The sequence below is a fragment of the Sphingobacterium sp. CZ-UAM genome (assembly GCF_002000245.1).
GTDB lineage: Bacteria > Bacteroidota > Bacteroidia > Sphingobacteriales > Sphingobacteriaceae > Sphingobacterium.
Window position 1 is genome coordinate 18,682 of sequence record NZ_MTCM01000007.1, and the last position, 20,989, is coordinate 39,670.

The window sequence follows — 20,989 nt, forward strand, 5'->3', positions numbered from 1 at the left end:
ACAATACCATGTTTACAGGTGACAAAATAATGTCTTCGGGTTATGATGTGAGCATGAATAAATCACTATTTTTACAGCATGCAAGATTACAGTGCTACTCTCAAAAAATACATGCCTGAAGAAGCCGCTCCGATTATATCCAATTGGATAAATCATACCGCATGCTTATTTAAGATTTCCCGTTCCAGAAGCAGCAAACTGGGGGATTATCGTGCGCCATTTAGAGGCAGTCCGCACCGCATCTCGGTGAATCACGATCTGAATCCTTATTCTTTCTTGATCACGACTATACATGAATTTGCGCATCTCCAGACCTGGAACAAACATCAACACCGTGTCAAACCACATGGGACTGAATGGAAAAAACATTTTAAGGAGTTAATGGATCCTTTTTTAAAACTCAATATTTTCCCAAACGATATCAATAGCGCAATCCATAGTTACATGGAAAATCCAGCGGCATCGAGCTGTACGGATCTTCATTTGTTCCGTACATTGAAAGCCTATGACGAGACCAAAAGTAAGGCACTTACAGTAGAAGCATTGGAAGATGGACATTTTTTTAAATTAAAGAATGGGCGGTCATTTCAGCGGATTGAAAAAATAAGGAAACGCTATAAATGTATGGAGTTATCCAGCAAACGCATGTACTTATTCAATCCAATTGCAGAGGTATTTCCGCTAGAACAATGATTTTTAACAAATACATTCATTATATTTTTATCTTTGCTAACTTAGGAAACAATTAAAGAGAGCTTTTATGTTACACTTACACTCGACAATAGCAATTGTCTTATTGCTGGCCCTGGTGATATCTATTGTGATCACCTTAATGAACTATTTAGGCAACAAACCTTACAACCGTAAAATTGCCTTATTAGGTTTTATCGTATCGCATATCCAATTATTGGTAGGATTGATCTTATACTTTTATTTGAAGTATCCATCGATGATCTCTGGCGCCGTGATGAAAGATCCAACATTGCGTTTAAAAATCATTGAGCACCCGTTAACAATGATCATCGCTATTATATTGATTACCATCGGTTACTCAAAAGCTAAAAAGATGGAAAATTCAAGAAAAGCAAATCAAACTGTTGTGGTTTTCTATATCATCGGTTTGATTTTAATGCTTGCTCGTATTCCATGGGGCACTTGGTCATTATTCGCATAATCTAAACAGCATTTATAGCGAAAAGGCATCAATTTTTCAATTGATGCCTTTTTTAGTTTCTTTACTAGACAATGCTTTAATACCAATACGATCTCCTCGCCTTTTTCCTATATTCAGGCCTTTTTAGCAAAGCATTTCACTCTATAGAACATCTTACCCAACTGAATATACTTTGTACCTTGCAACTGCTTATTAAAACAAAACATCAGCGCATAAAAAAGCCCCAGTAAAAACTGAGGCTTTTAATATCTTAAATGACCCTAAATTAGTCACGGTTTTTTCCAAATCCCAAAATTCCGAAAACAGTTTTAAATGCGATAAGTGTACCTATGATCAATGAGATATTTGCTATCGCGGAGAACAAGAATGTTTGTTGTCCCATTGCAGTACATACATCCGGTACAAAACGGATAAATGTGCCGATTAAACCTAAAGCGATAGCTACTACCAATGTTTTGTAGTAATGAGTTTGATTCGCATTATTATCAGTTGTCTTTGGAGCTCTTGGTTGTACAGTTTCTGCCATTTCTATTTCGATTTTATTCGATACAAATGTACAAAATATTCTATGTTTGAAAAATAAAATTGAAAAAACCAATAATGATTGAAATTCCACAGGTAAAAGACTGCTGCTCTTCGTTTTTTTGATGATACTTGTACAGGCTTTCTATAGTTAAATGCCCTCATTATAAACTTGGTCACTATCATTAACTATACTGCTAATAATGGCTTAAAATTTATTTGAAAGTAGTATACTCCTGTCTACTATTCCTTTCAGCAATAACAGGTACTTATAATGTATGTTTTTCGATGGACATTGAATAAACTCAATTTATCTATTCTACGCTGTCCTTACTCACAAAACTATCCAATTCTTTGTTCAGCTCATCCAACAGCTGTTGCTCCGTAGGTAGATAAAGCTCGTACTGACTGGCAACAATCTGTTTTTGTCCCTCGGGGAGGGTAAATTTTACTACCGCATCATTTTTATTCGCACAGAGCAAGATGCCAATCGTGGGATGCTCATGCGGGAGCTTTTCAATACGATCGTAGTAATTAACATACATTTGCAACTGACCAATGTCCTGATGGGTTAATTTGTGGGTCTTGATTTCAATAATCACAAAACTTTGCAATAAACGGTTGTAAAAGACTAAATCCACAAAGAACTCATCGCCTTCGATATGTATACGTTTTTGGCGGGCAACAAAAGAAAAGCCATTCCCCAGCTCCAGTAAAAACTCCTGAAGATGGGTAATAATTGCACCCTCAAGATCTTTTTCATAGTAGGCACTTTCTCGCTTCAGCCCCAAAAACTCCAGTACCATTGGATCTTTGATAATCTCTTTTGCATCGGAGGGCATCTTTTCCTTTTTTGCCACAGCCAATACACTTTCCTTATCGTTGCTAAGCAGCAGACGTTCATATAAATTACTAAAAACCTGTCTTTCCAGCTGCCGTGATGTCCAGTTATTTTTGATGGTTTCAGCCATATAGAATTCTCGTTGTTCGTCCAAGTCAAGCCGCATCAACAACCTATATTGTGTCCAGCTCAATTGCGAACGCAGTGCATTCGCAATTGGAAAAACACGATAAAACTGTCTAAACAACTCAATCTGCCTTCGCGAGAATCCGCTACCAAATTCAGGTTCTAACGCTTTGGCTAGATACTTTGTAAGATATTTTCCATAATCAGCCCTATCCTTTCCTTGCTGTTCTTCTTCAAAGATACGCTTACCGATATGCCAGTACATCAAAGTGCGCTGATGGTCGACAGCACGAATGGCATTGTCTTTGGACTGGGAAATAATCGCTTTTATATCGGATACTAAAGTTTGGTCTGTTGTCATAGTTCCTTATTTAAATTGGTACTGACTTTAGAATAGTACAAAGATAACTAAACATAATTAAAATTACTAAATATTTTAGTAATTATTTTTATATAGATCAATTTATAGCATCCGATTTTAAGTCCGCCCCCCTTCACAACTATCCTTCATAAAGACCAAACTTATTTATTTAGATACTCAAGCGCTTTTTCCATTACCTCATCCCTACCTTCTCGAATTCCTTTGATACTTGGTTTGACAATCTCATCAATTTTAATGCCTACACGTTGGGTTTCACGCTGATCGGGATAATATACCCCCAGCCCTGAAAGCATTGTCCGCTGATTGCCCGGTAGATCAATGTAACTGACATTTCCATCAGCACCTGCTGTCTGTGACCCGAAAACCCTAACATTGGCAGCTGCCTGATAAGCCATCACATGATATTCCGCAGAACTCTGTGTATCTTCATTAACGAGAATAGCCACTTTACCCTGATAACATTCATTGGTATTCTCCCCAACTTGTAATGGACTGCTCATTACAAAAGTGCCGGGATGTTGAAGACTGGTACTGGAAAAACGGACGAAATCAGTAGGCTTGGTTAACAACAAGGGACTAAGCTTGAATACTAAAAAATCACCGGGGTAGTTGCGATCATCAATCAAGACGCCTTTTACCTTACTCCAGTTTGCCATATTTTCAGTGATCATTTTACCCCGCAGCAAACTGTGATTGATATACAGGATATTATTATCCAGCATTTTAAAGGCAACGGTATCTTTTGGCACAGGTTTAATTTGCATAGAAGGCACCGCAGCAATATCTACTGTAAGCGGTTGGCCATCGCGCATTAGTTCACAGCGTACAATCTTGCGATTGCTTGTCACAAGCCGTCTCGCCAGATCACGGTTGGCAACAGCTTCATTCGGTGTACTCATGTAAGCCCAAAGCGAATCTCTAATTTCTTCGATCTTTTTATGTTCTTTACTTAGGATAACATCCCCAATCCTAAGTTTAGCTCCGGTGTTTCCGCTATCAAAAACTTTAGTTACCACGGCTTGTCCTTCAATCATTCGGATCTCTACAGGCATTCGGTACTTGCCATAAAAATTTATCAGCCCCTTGGGCATGCTCCAGAGTCCGGTATGCGCATCTTTAACGCGGGATACCATCTTGAGAAGAGAAAGACCATAAGAAATGTCATCTCGACTAAGGATCATTTCTGGCACAGCGGTCTCTAAAACCACATCCCATTTCGGATCCGTCAAATGTTTATAAGGGGAAAAATATTCGATCATATTCCAAAAGCGAAAGAGCGCCAATAAGCGGAATCCCGCATCTGCAGAAAATACATTTTCATATTTTTTTTCATTCTTGAAAAGAACATTGCCGACATCTTCAGCAAAACCAAAATAATGATGTTGATCAAAATTACTGTAGCGAACGCTTTTTAATTTATTTTTGATATCATCGTTAAAAGGGAGACCGTCAATCCAACTATAATCAACTTCGTGGACAACGTTTTCAAGCTGCGGCTTGGCATAATTGACCGTGGTACCTAGACTATCTAACAGCGCGGCATAATGTGCCTCAACAGATTTATTATCCTTTGCCATAATAATAGCGTGAATGGACTTAAATGCCTGCTGATCCCAATCATATTTTCCTTGGGCCACAGCCGGATGTCTATATTTCAGAAAACCCCATATTCTTCCCAAATCCACTAAGCGTTGATCAAGCTCTGGAGTACTATTAAAATCAGAGATTCCCGAACTTGCAGGTTCACTGATTCCTTTTGCGAATGGCACAAATAGTCCGGCTTCCCTGGTAATATCTTTACCATCTACAGTAATGAGCACATCATCAACCCACATCTTGCCTACTCCAGAAAGAAAAAATGCAATGGATATCCCTTCGGTCTGGCTTGGCATCAATTTGGTCTTCACCTTAATATTTTCCCAGTTTTTTGTCCCGCTAATTTGGCGATTGGCCATATTGTCGAAAAAGACTTTGGGATCTATCCGCAACATCATCGACACATAAGATCCCGCGATAACATTCTCGCGCTTGATCATCGCAGACACTTCAATGGAATCACCCTTTAAATTTGAAGGCAACCACATCATAATCCCTCCGAAAGCGCTGTTCCCTTTTGTACTTTCAATCCGGAGTGCGCCTTTTGCACTATAATACGTATCGTGATCTATACTACTCTTAAAAGCTGTCGTGTCACCGATCTTGTACCAGGGATTAGTAATCGGTTGATCAAATGAAAAGTTAAAATTTTGTTGACTGAACAGAGGAGTACTTATCGTTGTTAGCAAAACAACAAGGAAAATAAATAGGCGATTAGATTTCATAATTGAAAATTTCCATTAAATTAACCATTTAATGAATTATTAACAAAACTTTTCACAATAACTTTTTTCTGCTTTTCCCGGCATACTTTTAAATTTCACCCTCATTATAAAAAAGGACAGGAAACTCACGACAATTTACTTTTAATCTATCATAAAGTTTGGCTAACTTCACTGACAAGAAGATGAATATCTTCTACTTCTGTTCAATAGCGGCTACGATTTACTGAACTCCTTGCTAAAAATCCAACTGATTTTATCCTCGCTTATAAGGAGATAAAGATGATTTGCAAAATCAATTGGATGGATGAAAATTATAAAAAATGTCAATGACTGCTTTTAAATTAAAATATCCTATCATATTGATCCATGGTACAGCAGCTGGAGATAACAGTTTGTTTTGGGGACGAATTCCTAAGACGCTCAAAGAAAACAATATCCCTTTTTATTATGGCAAGACAGACGGTTGGGGCACTATTGCAAATAATGCTCAGATGCTGAAAAGAAATTTGTCAGATCTTGCAGAAAAAATAGGTGTTAATAAATTTAATCTAATCGCGCATTCCAAAGGCGGAATAGATGCCCGCCATTTTATCTCAAAACTAGAGGGGCATCAAATGGTAGCATCCTTAAGTACCCTATCTACACCGCACTTAGGCACGCCAATAGCAGATTATCTAATGGAAAAATATCTATGGGAAGATTCCGTCACCAAAAAACTGATCCAACGTATTTCTTTCTTATTTGGTGGTCAATCACCCGCCCCTTTCGAGTTAATCCGAGATCTCAGTGTAAAGAAAATGCATGCTTTCAACCAGCTCACTCCTAATATGCACAATGTATTTTATCAGAGCTTTGCTTCAACAATGAATAAGCCACAGGACGATTTATTGTATGCATGGAGTTTTAAATATCTGACACGACTGGTAGGTGAAAATGACGGAATGGTTCCACTAGAAAGTACTATCTGGGGAGCCAACTTTAAACATGTACGCGCTTCGCAAGGTATTTCGCATGCTGGTATTACTGATATCACCCGTAAAAATATGGGAGATGTACATATACCACAAATCTATTTAGACATTATTAGTGGATTAGGGGCATTGGGATTATAGCTATCGAAAAAATAACCATAACTTAGCATGTAAAGCCATATTAAAATATTGACCAACAAAAATATGAAAAGATATCTCTTGCTGTTTCTGTTCTTAATCGCAAAAAAATAATAGGCCAAACGAAGGCTGACTGTATCACCAAAATTCAATATAACGATTAACAAATGTATACACTATACGTTCTAATTTTCTTAATATGGTTTTGCATCCCAGGCTTATTCATCTATTTAATATATTGGATCCTAAAAAAGTCTGGTCGTAAAAAGTTGGGGACTATTGTCTCGATTGTTTTAGCCTTGCCTTTTTTTATATTCACACTATACTTATTAGTTGATGATCTATTATTCTCTAAATCTGATGCAAGAAAACTACTCAGCGAACATCAGATCACGCTAAATGATGATTTTAAAATTATTTCCAACCAAAGTGGCGGCTTAAGAGATTACACACATCAATTTGCACTATCTATTTCAGAAAAAGACAAACAATCTTTTATCGATCAACGAATCTGGAGTAAAAAAATGGATGAAAGAATAGAAGTTCATACCTCTGCGGTAGACAGATACGAAGGTGACACGCTACGCAATAATTATCACGACAATGATTCCTATATTTATTCCATGTATCGTCCTAATGGCAAAGGCATCGTTCCGACATTTATAACGATTCGTGTGTCAAAGAGTAAAAATACATTGACATACGAAGAGATCTTAGACTAGTTACAACACAGAGCCGTTCAAATCTCCCGTCGCTTTGTTTTTAAATATTTGACCACTACATTTTGTTGCTTCATACTTCACTGCAGGCAAAATATGAAGCAACAAACAGGTTAGCCATTCAACATCTTGACGGCTAGTATATGTTTACATAACCCTCTTTTCCCCTGATGATTGGTAAACCAATTGCAGGTACACCGAAACTTATCTTCTTGAATGATCACAGTATGCTGTACACCTGACCCGTCAACTCTGGCTTCAATATAATCCGCCGTATTCTTGATAAATTGCACACCTGCCGTCGCAACTAGTTTTTTCGCATTTTTTAACCGTGGATTCAAGGCCAGAATACGTTCCATCTTAAACGGTAACCTTCTATAGTAATGCTGATGATTATGTAGATCATAACCTAACAGCCCGATAGATGATAATGAAGCCGATAGGGTGTCCATCGTATCAAAGTCCACATCATGCTCTATGGAAAGCATTGTTGGATCAAATAACTCGTTGGATTTGAGTAGTCCGTTAACAGCATGGATCCATTCATCAGGCACGGCCTTAACCATATTTTCTAGTACATTACCCTCGCCCGAAAATCCGCGATAACTATCTGGTGACAAGGCAAGCGTCAGTCTCATTTTACCAAAGTCGGCTACAAACGCTGCGCTTTCACCTCCCTTTTCCTGATAAACAAGTAATCTATCTGCATATGTCAGCAATCCCTCCAATAAACGCAATCGCTGTATACCGCCAATACGTACCGCATCTCCTGTACTTATAGGCGAAAACACAAATCGGTTAGCCCTTTTTGTTAGATAGAACTCCCCTTTCACATTCCCTTTTGGAATGCCCTGAAACAATTGGATAAGTTGAATTTTATTTAACTCAAACTGTAGTTCCATGCCGGCTAGATAGAGTTGGACGGAAGTCAAACCTTTAATCCAACGTGGCGGCAAAGTCACTTTCTTTTCAGTCACCTTGGTTTTATCAGTACTAATGGCAACTTCATTGCTACCTACCCCCAACACCATCTTTTCGGTCTTCTTGACAGCATTTAATGCATTGAGCATAGGTTCATTGAAATCCACATTGGTTGTTCCACTCGCGATAAACTCGCCATCAATAGCTTCCTCCAATAGATCCAGACGTGCATAAACACCGTTACAGGAAGAAAAGCCCTCGAAACGAATCTGATTGCTACCGGCTGAAACAATCGGATCCCGTAGACTCGGAGGTACAGGTCCGAAGCTCGATCGCACAACTTTCGACAGGGTCAACAAACATTTCGAAGTCAGTAAAGGATCGGTAAGGCTCCCCCAAAAGAAACAGGGCACATTGGCGACTTCTGCCAGTTCCGACTGATGCGCCAATACTAATTGCTGTATGCCCGATTGCTGGGTCAGTTGTGAATTTCTTGCGTAGCTAATCGCTAAATCTTGCTCGGCCATATTGTTATTTTCTTATTTTTTTCAAAATAGGTTGTAAACTCTTATATATTTCCAGTTTCCCTAAAACCTGTTGCAGACCTTCTGGAAAATTGTACTGCTCCTTGTTCATTAAATCGTAATAATATTCGATGATCTTTTTAAAATTAGTCGGCATCTTTTCGACAATGTTGTAATGAACTAAAGCCACATCCAGTAACTGCAATAAGGCATTGTTATGCTTCGAAGATATATCCCGGCATTGCTCCAGAACTTCGACACATCGACCAATTGGCCCATAACCATTGCTCAGAAGCATTCCTAAGTGTTTGCCTAATGCCGTAGTGTCCAGTCTATTTTCGTTAATCGCAGCCAAAATAACCTCGACAGCCATCGCGCGCACCTCTTTCTCTTTGTTGAAAAGCGAAGTTGCCAAGTATAGATTGGACTGATCATCAAAATGAAAAAAATCGTTCAACATTTCTTGTAAGTAAGCAGCAGAAGATTTTCCGCCAATATCACTTTTGCTATTCAGCCCCATCGTCAAAAACATGGATAGACTTTCCGTATTCTGCGGCATCAAACTGTACATGTAGGGTACATCAGCCCTATACAAATAGTAAGACAATAAGCTATCATTTCCTCGGTTGAAAATATCTTTGTGATACAAAAAAGTCTCAACTCCCTGTTGGAAAGCAGGGAAATGATAGCTCAGCTTATCACCGTTATATACCTGCTCCGACTTTCTGGTCGTGTAATTATAACCGTTATAATAAGTAGGCTCTATTTTCAATGCCGGACGGAATGGCTGGGCAGCAAAAGGAATATTCGCTAAAGGCTCCTTGGAAAATTCTTCAAAATAGGCATCCCGATGATGTGTACGTGCCGCGGTAGCCCATACACCAATCCAGTTCATGTGATCCGAATCTTTGGAAGACAATAAATTTTTAAGCCAGGATTGCTGCTGAACCTTCATCGGCTCCAAACCTAGGGCATAACCGATCACATCTTGGACCTGCTGTTCCTTTATTTGTTCTATCAGTGTTTCAATTCTCTCTAGATCTTCACGGACTGTACGGCTCAGTGCTATGGACAAATCCAATAAATTGATCTTCACTCCTGCTTCCTGATAGGCCAAAATACGCTGAACGAGAACGGTCGGTGCAATCCAGAATGGTTTATGTGTCGGCAGGCTCAACAGCGGCAGACGGATACCATCAATCCGATAACGCTGCAATAGCTCCAATTGGTTTCCCATCAGACTGACCCATTTCGAATAATTGTGATGCCGATCCTTATCTTTATACACTACCGAGGGTTTAAAGTACATATTAATAAAGGCCCCTGAAAAATGATTGTACCAGGAGGATTCACGATAGGCTCCTGTCAGCTGTTTGATATATGGCTCCAGTTGTATCTTATAGTCTGCGGGAAAAACAGCTGCCTGTTGCACCCAGGCATTCATCAGTATCTCCACCTGAACGGGATCCGAACCACCAATGACTTCCCCCACCTTGAAAAATATTTCATTCCAGGTCTGTGGGTATTCATAAGCTTCGTTAAGGCACCGAACTACTGTTGGCTGATAGCTATAGCGTTCCGGGGATTGACCGTTCAGCTCTGCTAGGATTTCAGCTTCAGAATAGCCTTCTTCTTGCAAAAGATGCTTCAGGTCAACAGCCACTGTTCCCATCATTTGGGTCTTGTACATCTGAAGCTTTCCAGATAACTCTTCTGATGGTTTGGTCTGATTTTTTAAGATAAACTTGCTTGCTCTTTCTTGTAACTGTAGGTCTGAAATCATAAATAGATCTGCTGCCAGGGAAACAAATCGCTCCTTCCATTCCGGTTTTTGCTTCAACAACTTATCAAATTGAATCAAAAGGGTCTTCAGGCTTGCCTTAACATCGCTCCGCATAAAAATTGCTTCAGCCCAATCCAAAAATTCCTGTAACTGAAAATCATGATGTGAGAAGAAAGGTTTTAGATACTCGATCACAAAATTGATCACAGCACTATGTTCAGCATGCAACAAAGGAAAGAACTTTTGCTGATGTTCAATCACTGTATTATCGGAAAGCTTCATCCGTTCGATAAGTTTTCTGAAATAGCTCTTTAGATTATTATTCCAGTTTTTGGTCTGAGACTCGAGCGCTCCGGTAATGATGAGTTCGGGATCAATTTTCCGATTGGTCAATAAGGTATCGAACACTTTATCCCATAACAGTTCATTGTCCGCATTATTATAATCATAATTCCAATAGGTGCTGTGAATCCCTGTTTCATAAGCAAATACCAGTGGAATATCCCGTTGGATCGTCAATTCGTCCGTTGTCAATTGTTCAAAAAACCTTTTCGATTCATAATTATTAAAACCGGAAATTGAACTTGCATAAAGTTCCGGTTCAAAATCAACATATCCCATTTGCTCCAAAAGACGGAGATTATCGTAATTGATCCGCTGCCAATCATTTTTACGAACCAACTGCAATAAATATCCGCCCAGCCAGTTCGGCTTGGCATAGGTTAGGATCTGCATGACATCCTTGCTCCTTGCCTGGTTCAAAAGTTCATGAAAAATATCCCAGTTACCGGCATCGGAGCCAGAAAAAGTGGCCAGAGCAAGTAATTTCACCGTACGTTGTTGTTCCTTGGTACCTCTTGTCCCCCAGTTGTACTGAGCCTTATTTTTAAATTCAGGATCTTTGGAAAGATCACTGTAATCGACCCAATAGCGCTTGGCAGCACGAATTTCCTTTTTTAAAATTTCAAGGTTACCATTGGAATATTCTTCTAGAAAAGAGATGATATCTTCCGTCCTTGCCTCTTTGATAAGCAACTTCAGCGCTGCTACCGCCTCTTCTTTACGCTGGCCGGCAGCCGTGGGCTGTCTAACCGCTGATCCCTTTTCCTTGCCATCGGCAGCTACGGTACCATCTTCTGAATAGCCTTTTTTAGTCTTCTCCGCAATTAGTTTTTCAGCATCCTTTAGACAGGCTTCTTCGGAGCCGAAGGCCTTACTTTTACTCTGTCCTGCCGTCCCATTTCGGCCATAGGTCACCGTATGTGTCGCACCAGTTGTCTCTATTTCCCAAAATTTGTCTGATGTACCGTCTATATACTTTAAATGCTTAAACATTTTTCCTTAAGGTATTATAAATTCTTTTCTGTGATGCTTAAATATAGGAAATTTAAACAGAACGGTACCGCTTATTTTTCACTTAAGAGATAATAATCCTACTTTACAGGCTGGAAAATACATTTTATCAAAGAACCTGAGATTTTATCTACGAGTATTAAGCATTTAAAAGCATTTACTTTAATTCCTTATCAAAAAAGCGTATATTAAACATAAAATCACAGTCATATGATACGTATATATATCCTATTTAGTTTTGCCTTGTTGCTTTCCAGCATTACCGTAAAAGCTGAATTTTCAACTGATAAAAACCGTTTCAAACAAGGATCAGATACACTTTCGAATAACATAAAAAATTACATTACCAAGCTGGCAATCTTAGAAGGTTTAGATAAAAGCTCTATTCAGATTAAAGTAGATCCCTGGGGAGAAGTTACCATTTCTGATAAATGGCGTAAAAGCGTAAAATATAGCAAAAGCTATGGCGGCGGTGATTATGCAACAAAAGATAAATATGGTGCAACAACAATAATAAAAGAGGACTTTTCGGGAAATATTATAGTAAAAGACGAGAACGGAAATGAGACCATAGTCCGGAAAAACAACAATGGTGATTTCGACATTCCAAATCTGGACAGAAATCCTTCCACAATCGCGAAAAACATCTATGGTAACTTAGAGATGTACGACAATAAAGGCAATGTAACGACTATATCAAAAAATATTTTCGGTGATTTAGAAATACGTGACAACAATGGAAACAGCAGTACAATATCAAAAAATGTTCTAGGCGATCTGGAAATCTCTGATAATAAAGGGAACCGTACCTCTGTATCAAAGGATGTGCTGGGTAACCTTAATATAGAAAGTAGTAATGGTAAACGTACATCTGTAACAACAGATATCTTAGGGAACAAAACAATTGATGATAATAGAGGAAATCGTATTACTGTAAGAAAAGATATATTTGGAAACTACGAAGCAAGTGACAACCATGGTAACAATGCGTCAATTAAAAAGGATATTTTTGGGAAAATAATCGTTGACGACCCGAAAGGAATTTTGGAGACCATAAAACTTCAGTTAGTCGAAGAGTTAATGAAGAAATAATTTTTTGCTTACAGTTTTCTGATTTTATACAGAAAGCTGTAAGCAATGGGAGCTTCGTCACTCATGTAGGAGGAGATAATGAAGCTTGTACTTTCGATGATAAATCCCCAAAAACAACTGGACATATGAGATTCATCACAAATGACGTTAATGGACAAAATAGATTTTATACCACTGATTGAGCTTCCTACCATAAAGGACCTTCAAAGCAACATAGTACCTGTGGGAACTGCATTTACGAATACAAAAGAATGGGACCTATATCAAGAAAATGAATTAAGGAAAAACTATATTGATATCCCGCCTCCAATCACAACAGGAATTTATCAATATCGACTTTTTGACATTAAGATCGAGGATTTAAGAACAATAATCAAACTACATATTGGAGACATGCCCATAAAAGACGCTTGCTCACTATTTGGCGGGTACGCAATTTGTATTAATGGACAAGTCGAATTGTATCCTCAATGCTGTGGTCTCTTAGAAGAAATCCAACAATGGAAAAAATTGCTAAATGAAAATTTCGAAGATTTTTTCCTATTGGAGTGCCATCCTTCCCCCCTAATCACCAAAAATCAACAAAGAATTACCATTTTCTGCTACGATAAATATGAGCCTTTCTTTCCATATTTTGCAAAAAATAAAATCGAACTTGATTATCAAACAACAAAAAATGCCTTCATCACCCTGCTAAGTCAACTGCATGCTTTCTCCGAAAAATTGGACACCTTAGCGGTAGAATTTAAGTTAAATCATATTGCGAATATCTTGATTTGGGGAAGGAATGAAAAGGAATAATCTCTCGAAGAAACTTAATATCAATAGACTAAAAGATAAGTTTGAAAATCTGAGCTTCGCTGAACAAAAAAAATTACCCATAAGGTCTAAGATCAGAAAATCGATTAGAATCAATTCCCGAAAAATTTAAGATTTCCAAAAGAAGATTAAAATTCCTAAAATTGCATGCTCATTTTGACAGAATCTGTTTCGATAGATTTAACATTAACTTATCTCTTCGCTAGATCCGGACATAAGAAAATTAGTCAAAACTGTTGCTACAGTAGAGTGAAAAATTAAAACATAAAGAATAAGATGAAAAAGGTACTATTTTTTCTATTACTGATACCTTTCTGGGCAAGTGCTCAGCAGCAAAATATCCAGGACTTTGTCGTAAAAGAGAATCTTTCCAAAAACGGAAAGCTCGCGGTTGTCGCTTTAGATTCACTGGGCAATACCAATGAGACCATCAATGGAAACTACATGTTTACCATCAACGGTTTCTCTCAGGCGCTCCAATTTCACGATGGTGTAGCTGTTCCAGATCAAAAAATCGAATCGTCTACCTTTGTATTTTTTAATCACAAAAACCAAGAAAAATCCAAAGGACGCCTGTTTTATATCTATAAGACTGATAGCGGACTTTCCCCCTTTGCTATCAGCGGATTGATGTTTTTAATCATTCCTGCCATTGTATTGGGTATCGCCTATATGTTTAAAAAAGTGATTATGACTGCCATTGCACTGGCAATCGTTTTCTTTATATTCAATCACTCACAGGGATTAGATTTAAGTAAGGTTTTTGAATCAATTTTCTCCAGTCTAAAGAATCTTATAGGCTAGCAGCCAATATCGGTATATCAAAATCGTAATTTCCCTTGTTAAGCGAATTATAATCAATGATCGCTCCCTAAAATGGCATACCGATTCCAAAATTGTACTGTATAAAATTATAACGGTCCGGTCTATGGGTTTGATAATATTGTTCTTTAAATTCTTTTGAATCAAAGAAATTCTTGATAACCCATTGATTGCTTCCCGAAAACTGGGGATCTTTGACCTTTAATCCCGCATCTAAACGGATGACAAAGTAATCTGAATCAAAGCGAAGTCCAAAACCGGTACCTATTGCTACCTGTCCAAGAAATTTATTGAATTTAAATTCACCACCGGGATTTAGTTCCTCATCTTTTTTCAGGCGCCATACATTTCCCATATCAAGAAAAGTTGCTCCGTTCATTTTGGCTCCCAAAAAATTATTTAAGATACGAAACCTATATTCAGCATTTGCTTCCAATTTAATCTCGCCCAATTGATCGAGATTACGCAAATTGAGCCGTAGATCTTCACTTAGATTCTGTCTATTATATGCTCCCGGGCCGAGTGTACGTGCTTGCCAAGCCCGAATCCCATTCATTCCACCACTGTAAAAACTTTTTTCAAAGATCAGCAACTTTGAATTGTTTCCATACGGAATAGCAATTCCCGGATTAAAGCGGAAAACAAACTGTCTGTTTCCGCCCAGGTTACGGTACAAACGATAATCAAATTCAGTTTTCGCATATTGTAGGAACGGTACACCAAAGATCTTTTTCTCGCCATCGGCATTCGTCGGTAGCTTAGCCATGCTACTGATCAGATCCAGCACATTACCACTGAGATCCACCGTACCCCTGAAATACTGAAAATCTTCTTTACTGGTCAACTTTTTTCCGTTCAGGATAAAAGTATACTGTGTTCCCAAACCGAAATATTGGCGGTCATTACTGCGCACATACAATTGATACCCCCCCTGTTCAAGGTTTTTCCTAAAATTTGTGTCCAATCGCCCATCGCGGTACTCCAATACGATTGGTGTAAAACTATGATATTTGTTTTCCGTTTCATACCAGGAGTAATTCAGTGACGTAATAAAATAACGGTTAGAATATGTCCGATCCTGATCAAACAACTGAAGCGTCATCGAATAGGTCGTTTTGGGTAAACCAAATTTTCCGCCTGGATTAATATGAAAAGGTACCATGAGTCGTGGGATAACCAAATTCACACCCGCCTGAAAATCATTGTTGAAAATCTTGCTGGACAGCCCCCCTGCCAGACGCGGATCAAACAGTACACCATATCTTAACTTGACCTCCAGCTGCTCGGAACCGCCAAAAATATTGCGCTGCGAAAATGTATTCCCTATGTTAAAACCGCTCATCCCCGAACTAAACGTATACTCCCCTTCGATCTGGTTGCCCATACGTGGACGTGGTACGAAATCATAGTGAACATCAAGCTTATTAGAGTCTTTTTTTACGAACTGTATTTTCACCGACCGAAAACCATTCATTTCATATAAACGATCATAAGACTTGTTCTCTTCAGCCAAGGAATAGTAATTTCCAGACCGCAAATACATATATCGCTCCAACGGTTTCCACCGAAAGCTATTGGTCTCGTCAACAAAAAGAAGTCGCTTGGTTGAATCGCTTATACGACGGGGCGGTTTCTTCGACATGACCCCATAATTCCTAATAGTCATATATACACTATCAATTTGATACTTTTTATGTATCGTTGAATCGCTGGGATTTTCAACATTTATTTTTAGGTCAATTAAATTACCGTTCAACGTAGAGTCTATACCGACACGCATGTATTGCCGTAAATAATCGTAGTAACCATTGTTGCGCAAGACAACATAAAGCTTTTCACGTTCATCCAACAATTTAGCAGCATCGTATTGGGTATTGGGCTTGACTTTTGTTTTGGGCAGAATATCCCGATCAAAGAACCACTTCGCATCAGCATGCTCATACGTCCGCTCGATGTTCCTAATATGATAGGCGCTTCCTTCATTAACCTTAAAATTGATATGGGCTCTTTTTTTGTTCACGGTGATTTCGGGACTGACTTTGGCGTTAAAATATCCCTTGGTAAATAAAAAGCGGCGGATCTGGTTGGCGGAGAGGTCCACCATCGCCGAGTCCAACAAATGGGGTGGCTCACCAACATTCCGTATTTTCTTGGTCTTGTAGCGTCCTTTTTTTGTATTGAAAGTATTATAAATAAAGAGATTTACCCTTGAATTTGGTTTTATCTGATTGGAAATATAGGTTTCAGAAGATTCTTTCAATGCTGGTGAAACGCCGGAAATCTGTATTTTTGTAACCAGAGCCTGGTCATCATCGATATATTTTGAAGATCGGCAAGATGCAAAAAATAGCATCAAAAGCATTATACTTGCAAATCCGATAAAACGAGGATACTTAATCATCAATAAAAATGTTGTCAAAAGCGCAAATCAGTCTAATAACGTCTCTACAAAATAAAAAGTATAGAAAACAACATGGCTTATTTATCGTTGAGGGTATAAAATCCGTCAAGGAATTTATGGCATCAAGCTACCAGGTCGAGTCCATTTTCTATACAGACGACGCAAACACAAAAGTGGGTAAAATCTCGCATAATATAAAATCCCACGAGCTAACCGAGGCTGAATTTCAAAAGATTAGTACCTTAAAATCTCCTCAGGGTATCCTTGCCCTGGTCAAACTGCCCAAACAGCAACAGATCGACATACATGAGCTCAGAAATTGCTACAATATCGTATTGGATGATGTACAGGATCCAGGTAATCTGGGAACTATCATCCGTACGGCTGAATGGTTTGGGATCAAACATATCATTTGCTCCATTGGTACAGTAGATGCTTATAATCCAAAAGTAGTACAGGCTACCATGGGTTCACTGGCCCGAATACAGGTTCATTACGTAAACCTGCATGAATTCATCTCATCAACCGACCTACCGGTCTATGGTGCACTGCTCAATGGGCAATCCATTTACCAGACCGAATGGCGTTCAGAAGGATTGATTATCATGGGAAATGAAGGCAACGGCATCAGTGCAGAACTAATAGCCCTAATAGATCAAGCGGTTACCATACCCCGTATCGGCCAAGCGGAATCGCTGAATGTTGCCGTCGCAACAACGATATTTTGCAGTGAGATCGCCCGAGTACAACTGGTTTAGCGAATTTGTTTCCAAAAGCGCCCTACAACCGTTGATGAAGTCCGATCCGGTTTCCTTCGGAGTCTTCAATCTCAGCGACTGCAAAGCCCAGATCTTTGTGAAAGGTCGCGGGGTATATGACCAATTGGAGGTTTCTTAAAGTTCGGCCAATAAAAGAGTTTTCTATCGCTGGCGAAGACCAAATATACAAAGTTTGTATCAAGCGGATCTCTGGATGATTATTTTTATGCTACCAGAAAGGATTTTAAAAATTTCGATCAAAAGAAAAAGTTTAATCGTTTCAAAAGCTGTACATTTGACCTACTCTTCAAAAAGTACCGCTATCTTCCACGGTATCGCATACTTGAAGAATTATTCATGCACGACAATTGTTTTAAAATGCCATCTGAACAGAAATCCATCTATACGCTTCAATTTATTTTACTCTGCCTGAGCTCACTCCTATTCTCCTCGAGTTTCAATATGATTATTCCAGAGCTCCCTAATTACCTGAGTAGTTTGGGTGGGGCTGAATACAAGGGGCTGATCATTGCATTATTTACATTGACTGCCGGAATTTCGAGACCTTTCAGCGGTAAGCTGACCGACCGTTGGGGCCGCGTACCGGTCATGGCTATTGGATCTATTGTCTGTTTTATCTGCGGTTTTCTCTATCCGATCTTAACTTCTGTCGCTGGCTTTCTATTTCTGCGCTTGATCCACGGTTTCTCCACTGGTTTTAAACCTACATCCACCTCCGCGTATGTGGCGGATCTTGTTCCCCAAAAAAGATGGGGCGAAGCCTTGGGGATGCATGGTCTTGCATTCAGTGTAGGCACTGCAGTAGGCCCAGCGATAGGCAGTGCGATTTTTGATGCTTTTGGAATTAATGTGATGTTCTACTCCTCTTCCTTTATGGCATTATTATCGATTTTGATTGTCATCAACATGAAGGAGACCTTGGTCAAAAAGGAAAAATTCAACCTTTCCATGCTCAAAATAGATCGAAAGGATATTATTGAATGGCGCGCACTTCCAGCGGGAATAGTTACGTTTCTGTCCTATACAGCCTATGGTGTGATTCTGACCCTTATACCAGATTGGAGCGAACACCTCGGTCTTAAAAATAAGGGACTCTTCTTCCTGGCATTTACGATTGCATCCGTTATGATACGTTTTGTATCCGGAAAGGTCTCCGACCGCTATGGGAGGCCAAAAGTTATTGTTACCGGTTTAGTAATTATTGCCATTGCACTAGTAGTTATTGGTCTTGAGGATAGCTTTATAGGCCTGATGGCCGGAGCAAGTATCTATGGTATCGGTACAGGTATATTATCTCCTGCCGTAAATGCCTGGACCATTGACCTGAGTATCCCCGAACATCGGGGTAAAGCCGTTGCGACCATGTATATTTCGCTCGAAGCAGGAATTGGGCTCGGGGCGCTACTCGCCGGACTCTATTATGCAGATGTTATTCTCCGCATTCCGCAAATTATGTATGCAAATGCCGTTGTATTGGGGATCGCCTTACTCTATATGCTGAATTGGCAAAGAAAATCTTAGTGTTAGCTTGAAATAAAGATATTGCTGGTAGCAAGCTATCAGCATATAAACTTTTTCCTCAGATTTTTATAACTTCAAGAAAAAGTTTACATTACAAATCATCAAATCTATTATAATTAGTAGGCCAAAAAGGTCTCGATAACATTACTTGCAGGACTATTTATTAGCAGATAGCAAATGATAAACAACTATTTAAAGCTCCAATATAAATTGTTGACTCGCCATTTTAAAGCAACTGGCCTCCCGATAGTGATTGCACCGTTTTTATTAATAGGGATCTGCTATCTTACCTATTACCTCATGCTACAATACCCGGTTTTTGGAAGCTATACCGTACTATTGAGCAATTTCCAGTTACTCTTTCTGCTGACCGAAAAAAACAGAAACGATTTTCTAAAAAATACCTTTCGTAAAAGAGATTTTCACAAAATCAGATTATTGGAAAATGGCATCCTGGTAGTACCTTCTTTTATTATTTTACTCCTTCTAAAGCTATGGATATATGCAGGTGCACTGATTACCCTGGCTATTGTGTTCGCTTTTTTGATCTTTAAGGCCTTTGGTCAATCCATCCCCACGCCATTTACAAAAAAACCTTTTGAATTTATTATCGGTTTCCGCAGAAGTTATCTGCTGATTCTTGTGCTGTACATTTTGGCAGCAATAGGCTTCTATGTCCTGAATCCCAACCTGGTTCTGTTTTGTGTAGCTGGTATCGCATTAACCTGTGTGTTCTATTATCAGGTGCCGGAACCGCAATTTTATCTTTGGAACAACCGGCAAAGGCCTATTGGATTTCTCTTGGGTAAATTTAGACGTGGATTACTGCAATGTTTTTTATTTGTTTTCCCGCTTCTGCTGATATATGCCGTTGTTTTTTCATCCGGATGGCTTAATGCATTAATTGTTTTGGGTGGTATACTATTTCTACTCCCTTTTGCGATTACGTTAAAATATGTCGCTTATCCTCGGGAGATCAATTTCCCCGAGGGATTTGCACTGTTATTATGTTTTAGCTTCTATCCCTTGATATTAGCCTTATTTCCTTTCTATTATTTTAAAGCCCTCAAAAATCTAAATAACTATTTATGATCGAGCTTATTCATATCAGCAAATCTTTCGGCCAATATCAGGTCTTGCATGAGTTAACCTTTACTTTTGAGGATGGAAAAGTCTATGGTATCGTTGGTGAAAACGGTGCCGGAAAAACAACCTTATTTCGTTGTATTGCAGGTCTGGAAACAGCTTCAGGGCAGATCAATGCGAACTTAGAGCCACTTAAGAACCATCTAGGTTATCTGACATCAGATCCTTATTTCTTGTCAAAACTGACAGGTGAAGAGTATATCTATCTCCTTACTGATGCCCGGGGGAAAAGTATCCATAATATCGATGAAAGAAATATCTTCGAGCTACCATTAAAAGAGTATGCGAGTTCCTATTCTACAGGGATGAAAAAGAAACTGGCGTTGACAGCAACCTTACTCCAGGACAACAGCTTCTATATTCTGGATGAACCTTTTAATGGAATAGATCTCCAAAGCAGCATTATCCTAACCGAAATTATACTGCGCCTAAAAGCCATGAACAAAACCGTTCTGATCTCCTCGCATATATTTTCTACCTTAAAGGATACTTGCGATGAAATCCTGGTAATCGAAGCAGGCCGGATCAGTAAAACGGTCAAAAAAGAACATTTTGGCGATTTTGAAGAAGAAATGAAGGAAAAAATATTGAAAAAAGACATCGATAAACTGTGGCTTTAAAGCCCAGTAAAACC

17 protein-coding genes are annotated in these 20,989 nt (G+C 38.9%); 11 read left to right on the top strand and 6 right to left on the bottom strand.

All coding sequences use genetic code 11. The annotated features are described in order from the left end of the window. Positions 1 to 78 precede the first annotated feature (78 nt). Together BWD42_RS20790 and BWD42_RS20795 are read left to right on the top strand one after the other, a co-directional pair. A complete protein-coding gene (locus BWD42_RS20790; protein ID WP_077438327.1) occupies positions 79 to 693 on the top strand; it encodes a SprT-like domain-containing protein in 615 nt (204 codons plus the stop codon). 67 nt (positions 694 to 760) lie between these two features. Beyond that, entirely contained in the window at positions 761 to 1,174 is a 414-nt protein-coding gene (locus BWD42_RS20795) for a hypothetical protein (protein ID WP_077438328.1), read from the top strand. Positions 1,175 to 1,439: 265 nt separating this feature from the next. On the opposite strand, the gene BWD42_RS20800 is transcribed toward BWD42_RS20795, so the two are convergent. From BWD42_RS20800 to BWD42_RS20810, 3 genes are all read right to left on the bottom strand, one after another. Continuing rightward, positions 1,440 to 1,700 (bottom strand): hypothetical protein, encoded by a 261-nt coding sequence (locus BWD42_RS20800; protein WP_077438329.1) that lies wholly within the window; start codon positions 1,698 to 1,700, stop codon positions 1,440 to 1,442. 310 nt (positions 1,701 to 2,010) lie between these two features. Then, positions 2,011 to 3,024 (bottom strand): YhcG family protein, encoded by a 1,014-nt coding sequence (locus BWD42_RS20805; protein WP_077438330.1) that lies wholly within the window; start codon positions 3,022 to 3,024, stop codon positions 2,011 to 2,013. A gap of 161 nt (positions 3,025 to 3,185) precedes the next feature. Beyond that, positions 3,186 to 5,366 (bottom strand): S41 family peptidase, encoded by a 2,181-nt coding sequence (locus BWD42_RS20810; RefSeq protein WP_077438331.1) that lies wholly within the window; start codon positions 5,364 to 5,366, stop codon positions 3,186 to 3,188. 326 nt (positions 5,367 to 5,692) lie between these two features. On the opposite strand from BWD42_RS20810, the gene BWD42_RS20815 reads away from it, so the two are divergent. Both BWD42_RS20815 and BWD42_RS20820 read left to right on the top strand, forming a co-directional pair. Next, on the top strand, positions 5,693 to 6,478 hold the full coding sequence (locus tag BWD42_RS20815; RefSeq protein ID WP_175992112.1) for a lipase family alpha/beta hydrolase: 786 nt from the start codon (positions 5,693 to 5,695) through the stop codon (positions 6,476 to 6,478). 266 nt (positions 6,479 to 6,744) lie between these two features. Further along, positions 6,745 to 7,197 carry a hypothetical protein gene (locus BWD42_RS20820; protein ID WP_077438333.1) on the top strand — a complete coding sequence of 151 codons (453 nt, stop codon included), beginning with the start codon at positions 6,745 to 6,747 and terminating at the stop codon, positions 7,195 to 7,197. A gap of 110 nt (positions 7,198 to 7,307) precedes the next feature. Here BWD42_RS20820 and BWD42_RS20825 read toward each other — a convergent pair whose 3' ends face one another. Both BWD42_RS20825 and BWD42_RS20830 read right to left on the bottom strand, forming a co-directional pair. After that, complete coding sequence (locus tag BWD42_RS20825) at positions 7,308 to 8,642, bottom strand: SWIM zinc finger family protein (protein ID WP_077438334.1); 1,335 nt, start codon at positions 8,640 to 8,642, stop codon at positions 7,308 to 7,310. A 4-nt stretch (positions 8,643 to 8,646) separates the two neighbouring features. Next, entirely contained in the window at positions 8,647 to 11,757 is a 3,111-nt protein-coding gene (locus BWD42_RS20830; protein ID WP_077438335.1) for a DUF6493 family protein, read from the bottom strand. A 228-nt stretch (positions 11,758 to 11,985) separates the two neighbouring features. Here BWD42_RS20830 and BWD42_RS20835 point away from each other — a divergent pair, with 228 nt between their 5' ends. The 3 genes from BWD42_RS20835 to BWD42_RS20845 all read left to right on the top strand — a co-directional run bounded on the left by BWD42_RS20835 (position 11,986) and on the right by BWD42_RS20845 (position 14,490). Next, positions 11,986 to 12,867: a hypothetical protein gene (locus BWD42_RS20835; RefSeq protein ID WP_077438336.1), complete on the top strand. Its 882-nt coding sequence runs from the start codon at positions 11,986 to 11,988 to the stop codon at positions 12,865 to 12,867. 150 nt (positions 12,868 to 13,017) lie between these two features. Further along, positions 13,018 to 13,668, top strand: coding sequence for a hypothetical protein (locus tag BWD42_RS20840; RefSeq protein ID WP_077438337.1), 651 nt, complete (start codon positions 13,018 to 13,020; stop codon positions 13,666 to 13,668). Between the two features lie 294 nt (positions 13,669 to 13,962). After that, positions 13,963 to 14,490, top strand: coding sequence for a hypothetical protein (locus tag BWD42_RS20845; RefSeq protein WP_077438338.1), 528 nt, complete (start codon positions 13,963 to 13,965; stop codon positions 14,488 to 14,490). A gap of 67 nt (positions 14,491 to 14,557) precedes the next feature. Here the strand turns inward: BWD42_RS20845 and BWD42_RS20850 are convergent, their stop codons facing one another. After that, a complete protein-coding gene (locus BWD42_RS20850; protein WP_077438339.1) occupies positions 14,558 to 16,909 on the bottom strand; it encodes a BamA/TamA family outer membrane protein in 2,352 nt (783 codons plus the stop codon). A gap of 8 nt (positions 16,910 to 16,917) precedes the next feature. Between BWD42_RS20850 and BWD42_RS20855 the strand changes: the two genes are divergently transcribed. From BWD42_RS20855 to BWD42_RS20870, 4 genes are all read left to right on the top strand, one after another. After that, positions 16,918 to 17,667 carry a TrmH family RNA methyltransferase gene (locus tag BWD42_RS20855; RefSeq protein ID WP_077438340.1) on the top strand — a complete coding sequence of 250 codons (750 nt, stop codon included), beginning with the start codon at positions 16,918 to 16,920 and terminating at the stop codon, positions 17,665 to 17,667. A gap of 378 nt (positions 17,668 to 18,045) precedes the next feature. Then, positions 18,046 to 19,209 (top strand): MFS transporter, encoded by a 1,164-nt coding sequence (locus BWD42_RS20860; protein ID WP_077438341.1) that lies wholly within the window; start codon positions 18,046 to 18,048, stop codon positions 19,207 to 19,209. A 177-nt stretch (positions 19,210 to 19,386) separates the two neighbouring features. Continuing rightward, entirely contained in the window at positions 19,387 to 20,301 is a 915-nt protein-coding gene (locus tag BWD42_RS20865; protein WP_139351234.1) for a hypothetical protein, read from the top strand. Beyond that, entirely contained in the window at positions 20,298 to 20,975 is a 678-nt protein-coding gene (locus BWD42_RS20870; RefSeq protein ID WP_077438343.1) for an ATP-binding cassette domain-containing protein, read from the top strand. The genes BWD42_RS20865 and BWD42_RS20870 overlap by 4 nt, the downstream gene beginning before the upstream one ends. Positions 20,976 to 20,989 lie beyond the last annotated feature (14 nt).

Excerpts from the sequence above, each read along its gene's own strand:
- BWD42_RS20815 (WP_175992112.1), top strand. The coding sequence starts at position 5,693 with ATGACTGCTTTTAAATTAAAATATCCTATCATATTGATCCATGGTACA.
- BWD42_RS20835 (WP_077438336.1), top strand. The coding sequence starts at position 11,986 with ATGATACGTATATATATCCTATTTAGTTTTGCCTTGTTGCTTTCCAGC.
- BWD42_RS20800 (WP_077438329.1), bottom strand. The coding sequence starts at position 1,700 with ATGGCAGAAACTGTACAACCAAGAGCTCCAAAGACAACTGATAATAAT.
- BWD42_RS20805 (WP_077438330.1), bottom strand. The coding sequence starts at position 3,024 with ATGACAACAGACCAAACTTTAGTATCCGATATAAAAGCGATTATTTCC.
- BWD42_RS20855 (WP_077438340.1), top strand. The coding sequence starts at position 16,918 with ATGTTGTCAAAAGCGCAAATCAGTCTAATAACGTCTCTACAAAATAAA.
- BWD42_RS20860 (WP_077438341.1), top strand. The coding sequence starts at position 18,046 with ATGCCATCTGAACAGAAATCCATCTATACGCTTCAATTTATTTTACTC.
- BWD42_RS20850 (WP_077438339.1), bottom strand. The coding sequence starts at position 16,909 with ATGATTAAGTATCCTCGTTTTATCGGATTTGCAAGTATAATGCTTTTG.
- BWD42_RS20825 (WP_077438334.1), bottom strand. The coding sequence starts at position 8,642 with ATGGCCGAGCAAGATTTAGCGATTAGCTACGCAAGAAATTCACAACTG.
- BWD42_RS20790 (WP_077438327.1), top strand. The coding sequence starts at position 79 with ATGCAAGATTACAGTGCTACTCTCAAAAAATACATGCCTGAAGAAGCC.
- BWD42_RS20865 (WP_139351234.1), top strand. The coding sequence starts at position 19,387 with ATGATAAACAACTATTTAAAGCTCCAATATAAATTGTTGACTCGCCAT.
- BWD42_RS20830 (WP_077438335.1), bottom strand. The coding sequence starts at position 11,757 with ATGTTTAAGCATTTAAAGTATATAGACGGTACATCAGACAAATTTTGG.
- BWD42_RS20840 (WP_077438337.1), top strand. The coding sequence starts at position 13,018 with ATGGACAAAATAGATTTTATACCACTGATTGAGCTTCCTACCATAAAG.
- BWD42_RS20810 (WP_077438331.1), bottom strand. The coding sequence starts at position 5,366 with ATGAAATCTAATCGCCTATTTATTTTCCTTGTTGTTTTGCTAACAACG.
- BWD42_RS20870 (WP_077438343.1), top strand. The coding sequence starts at position 20,298 with ATGATCGAGCTTATTCATATCAGCAAATCTTTCGGCCAATATCAGGTC.
- BWD42_RS20845 (WP_077438338.1), top strand. The coding sequence starts at position 13,963 with ATGAAAAAGGTACTATTTTTTCTATTACTGATACCTTTCTGGGCAAGT.
- BWD42_RS20795 (WP_077438328.1), top strand. The coding sequence starts at position 761 with ATGTTACACTTACACTCGACAATAGCAATTGTCTTATTGCTGGCCCTG.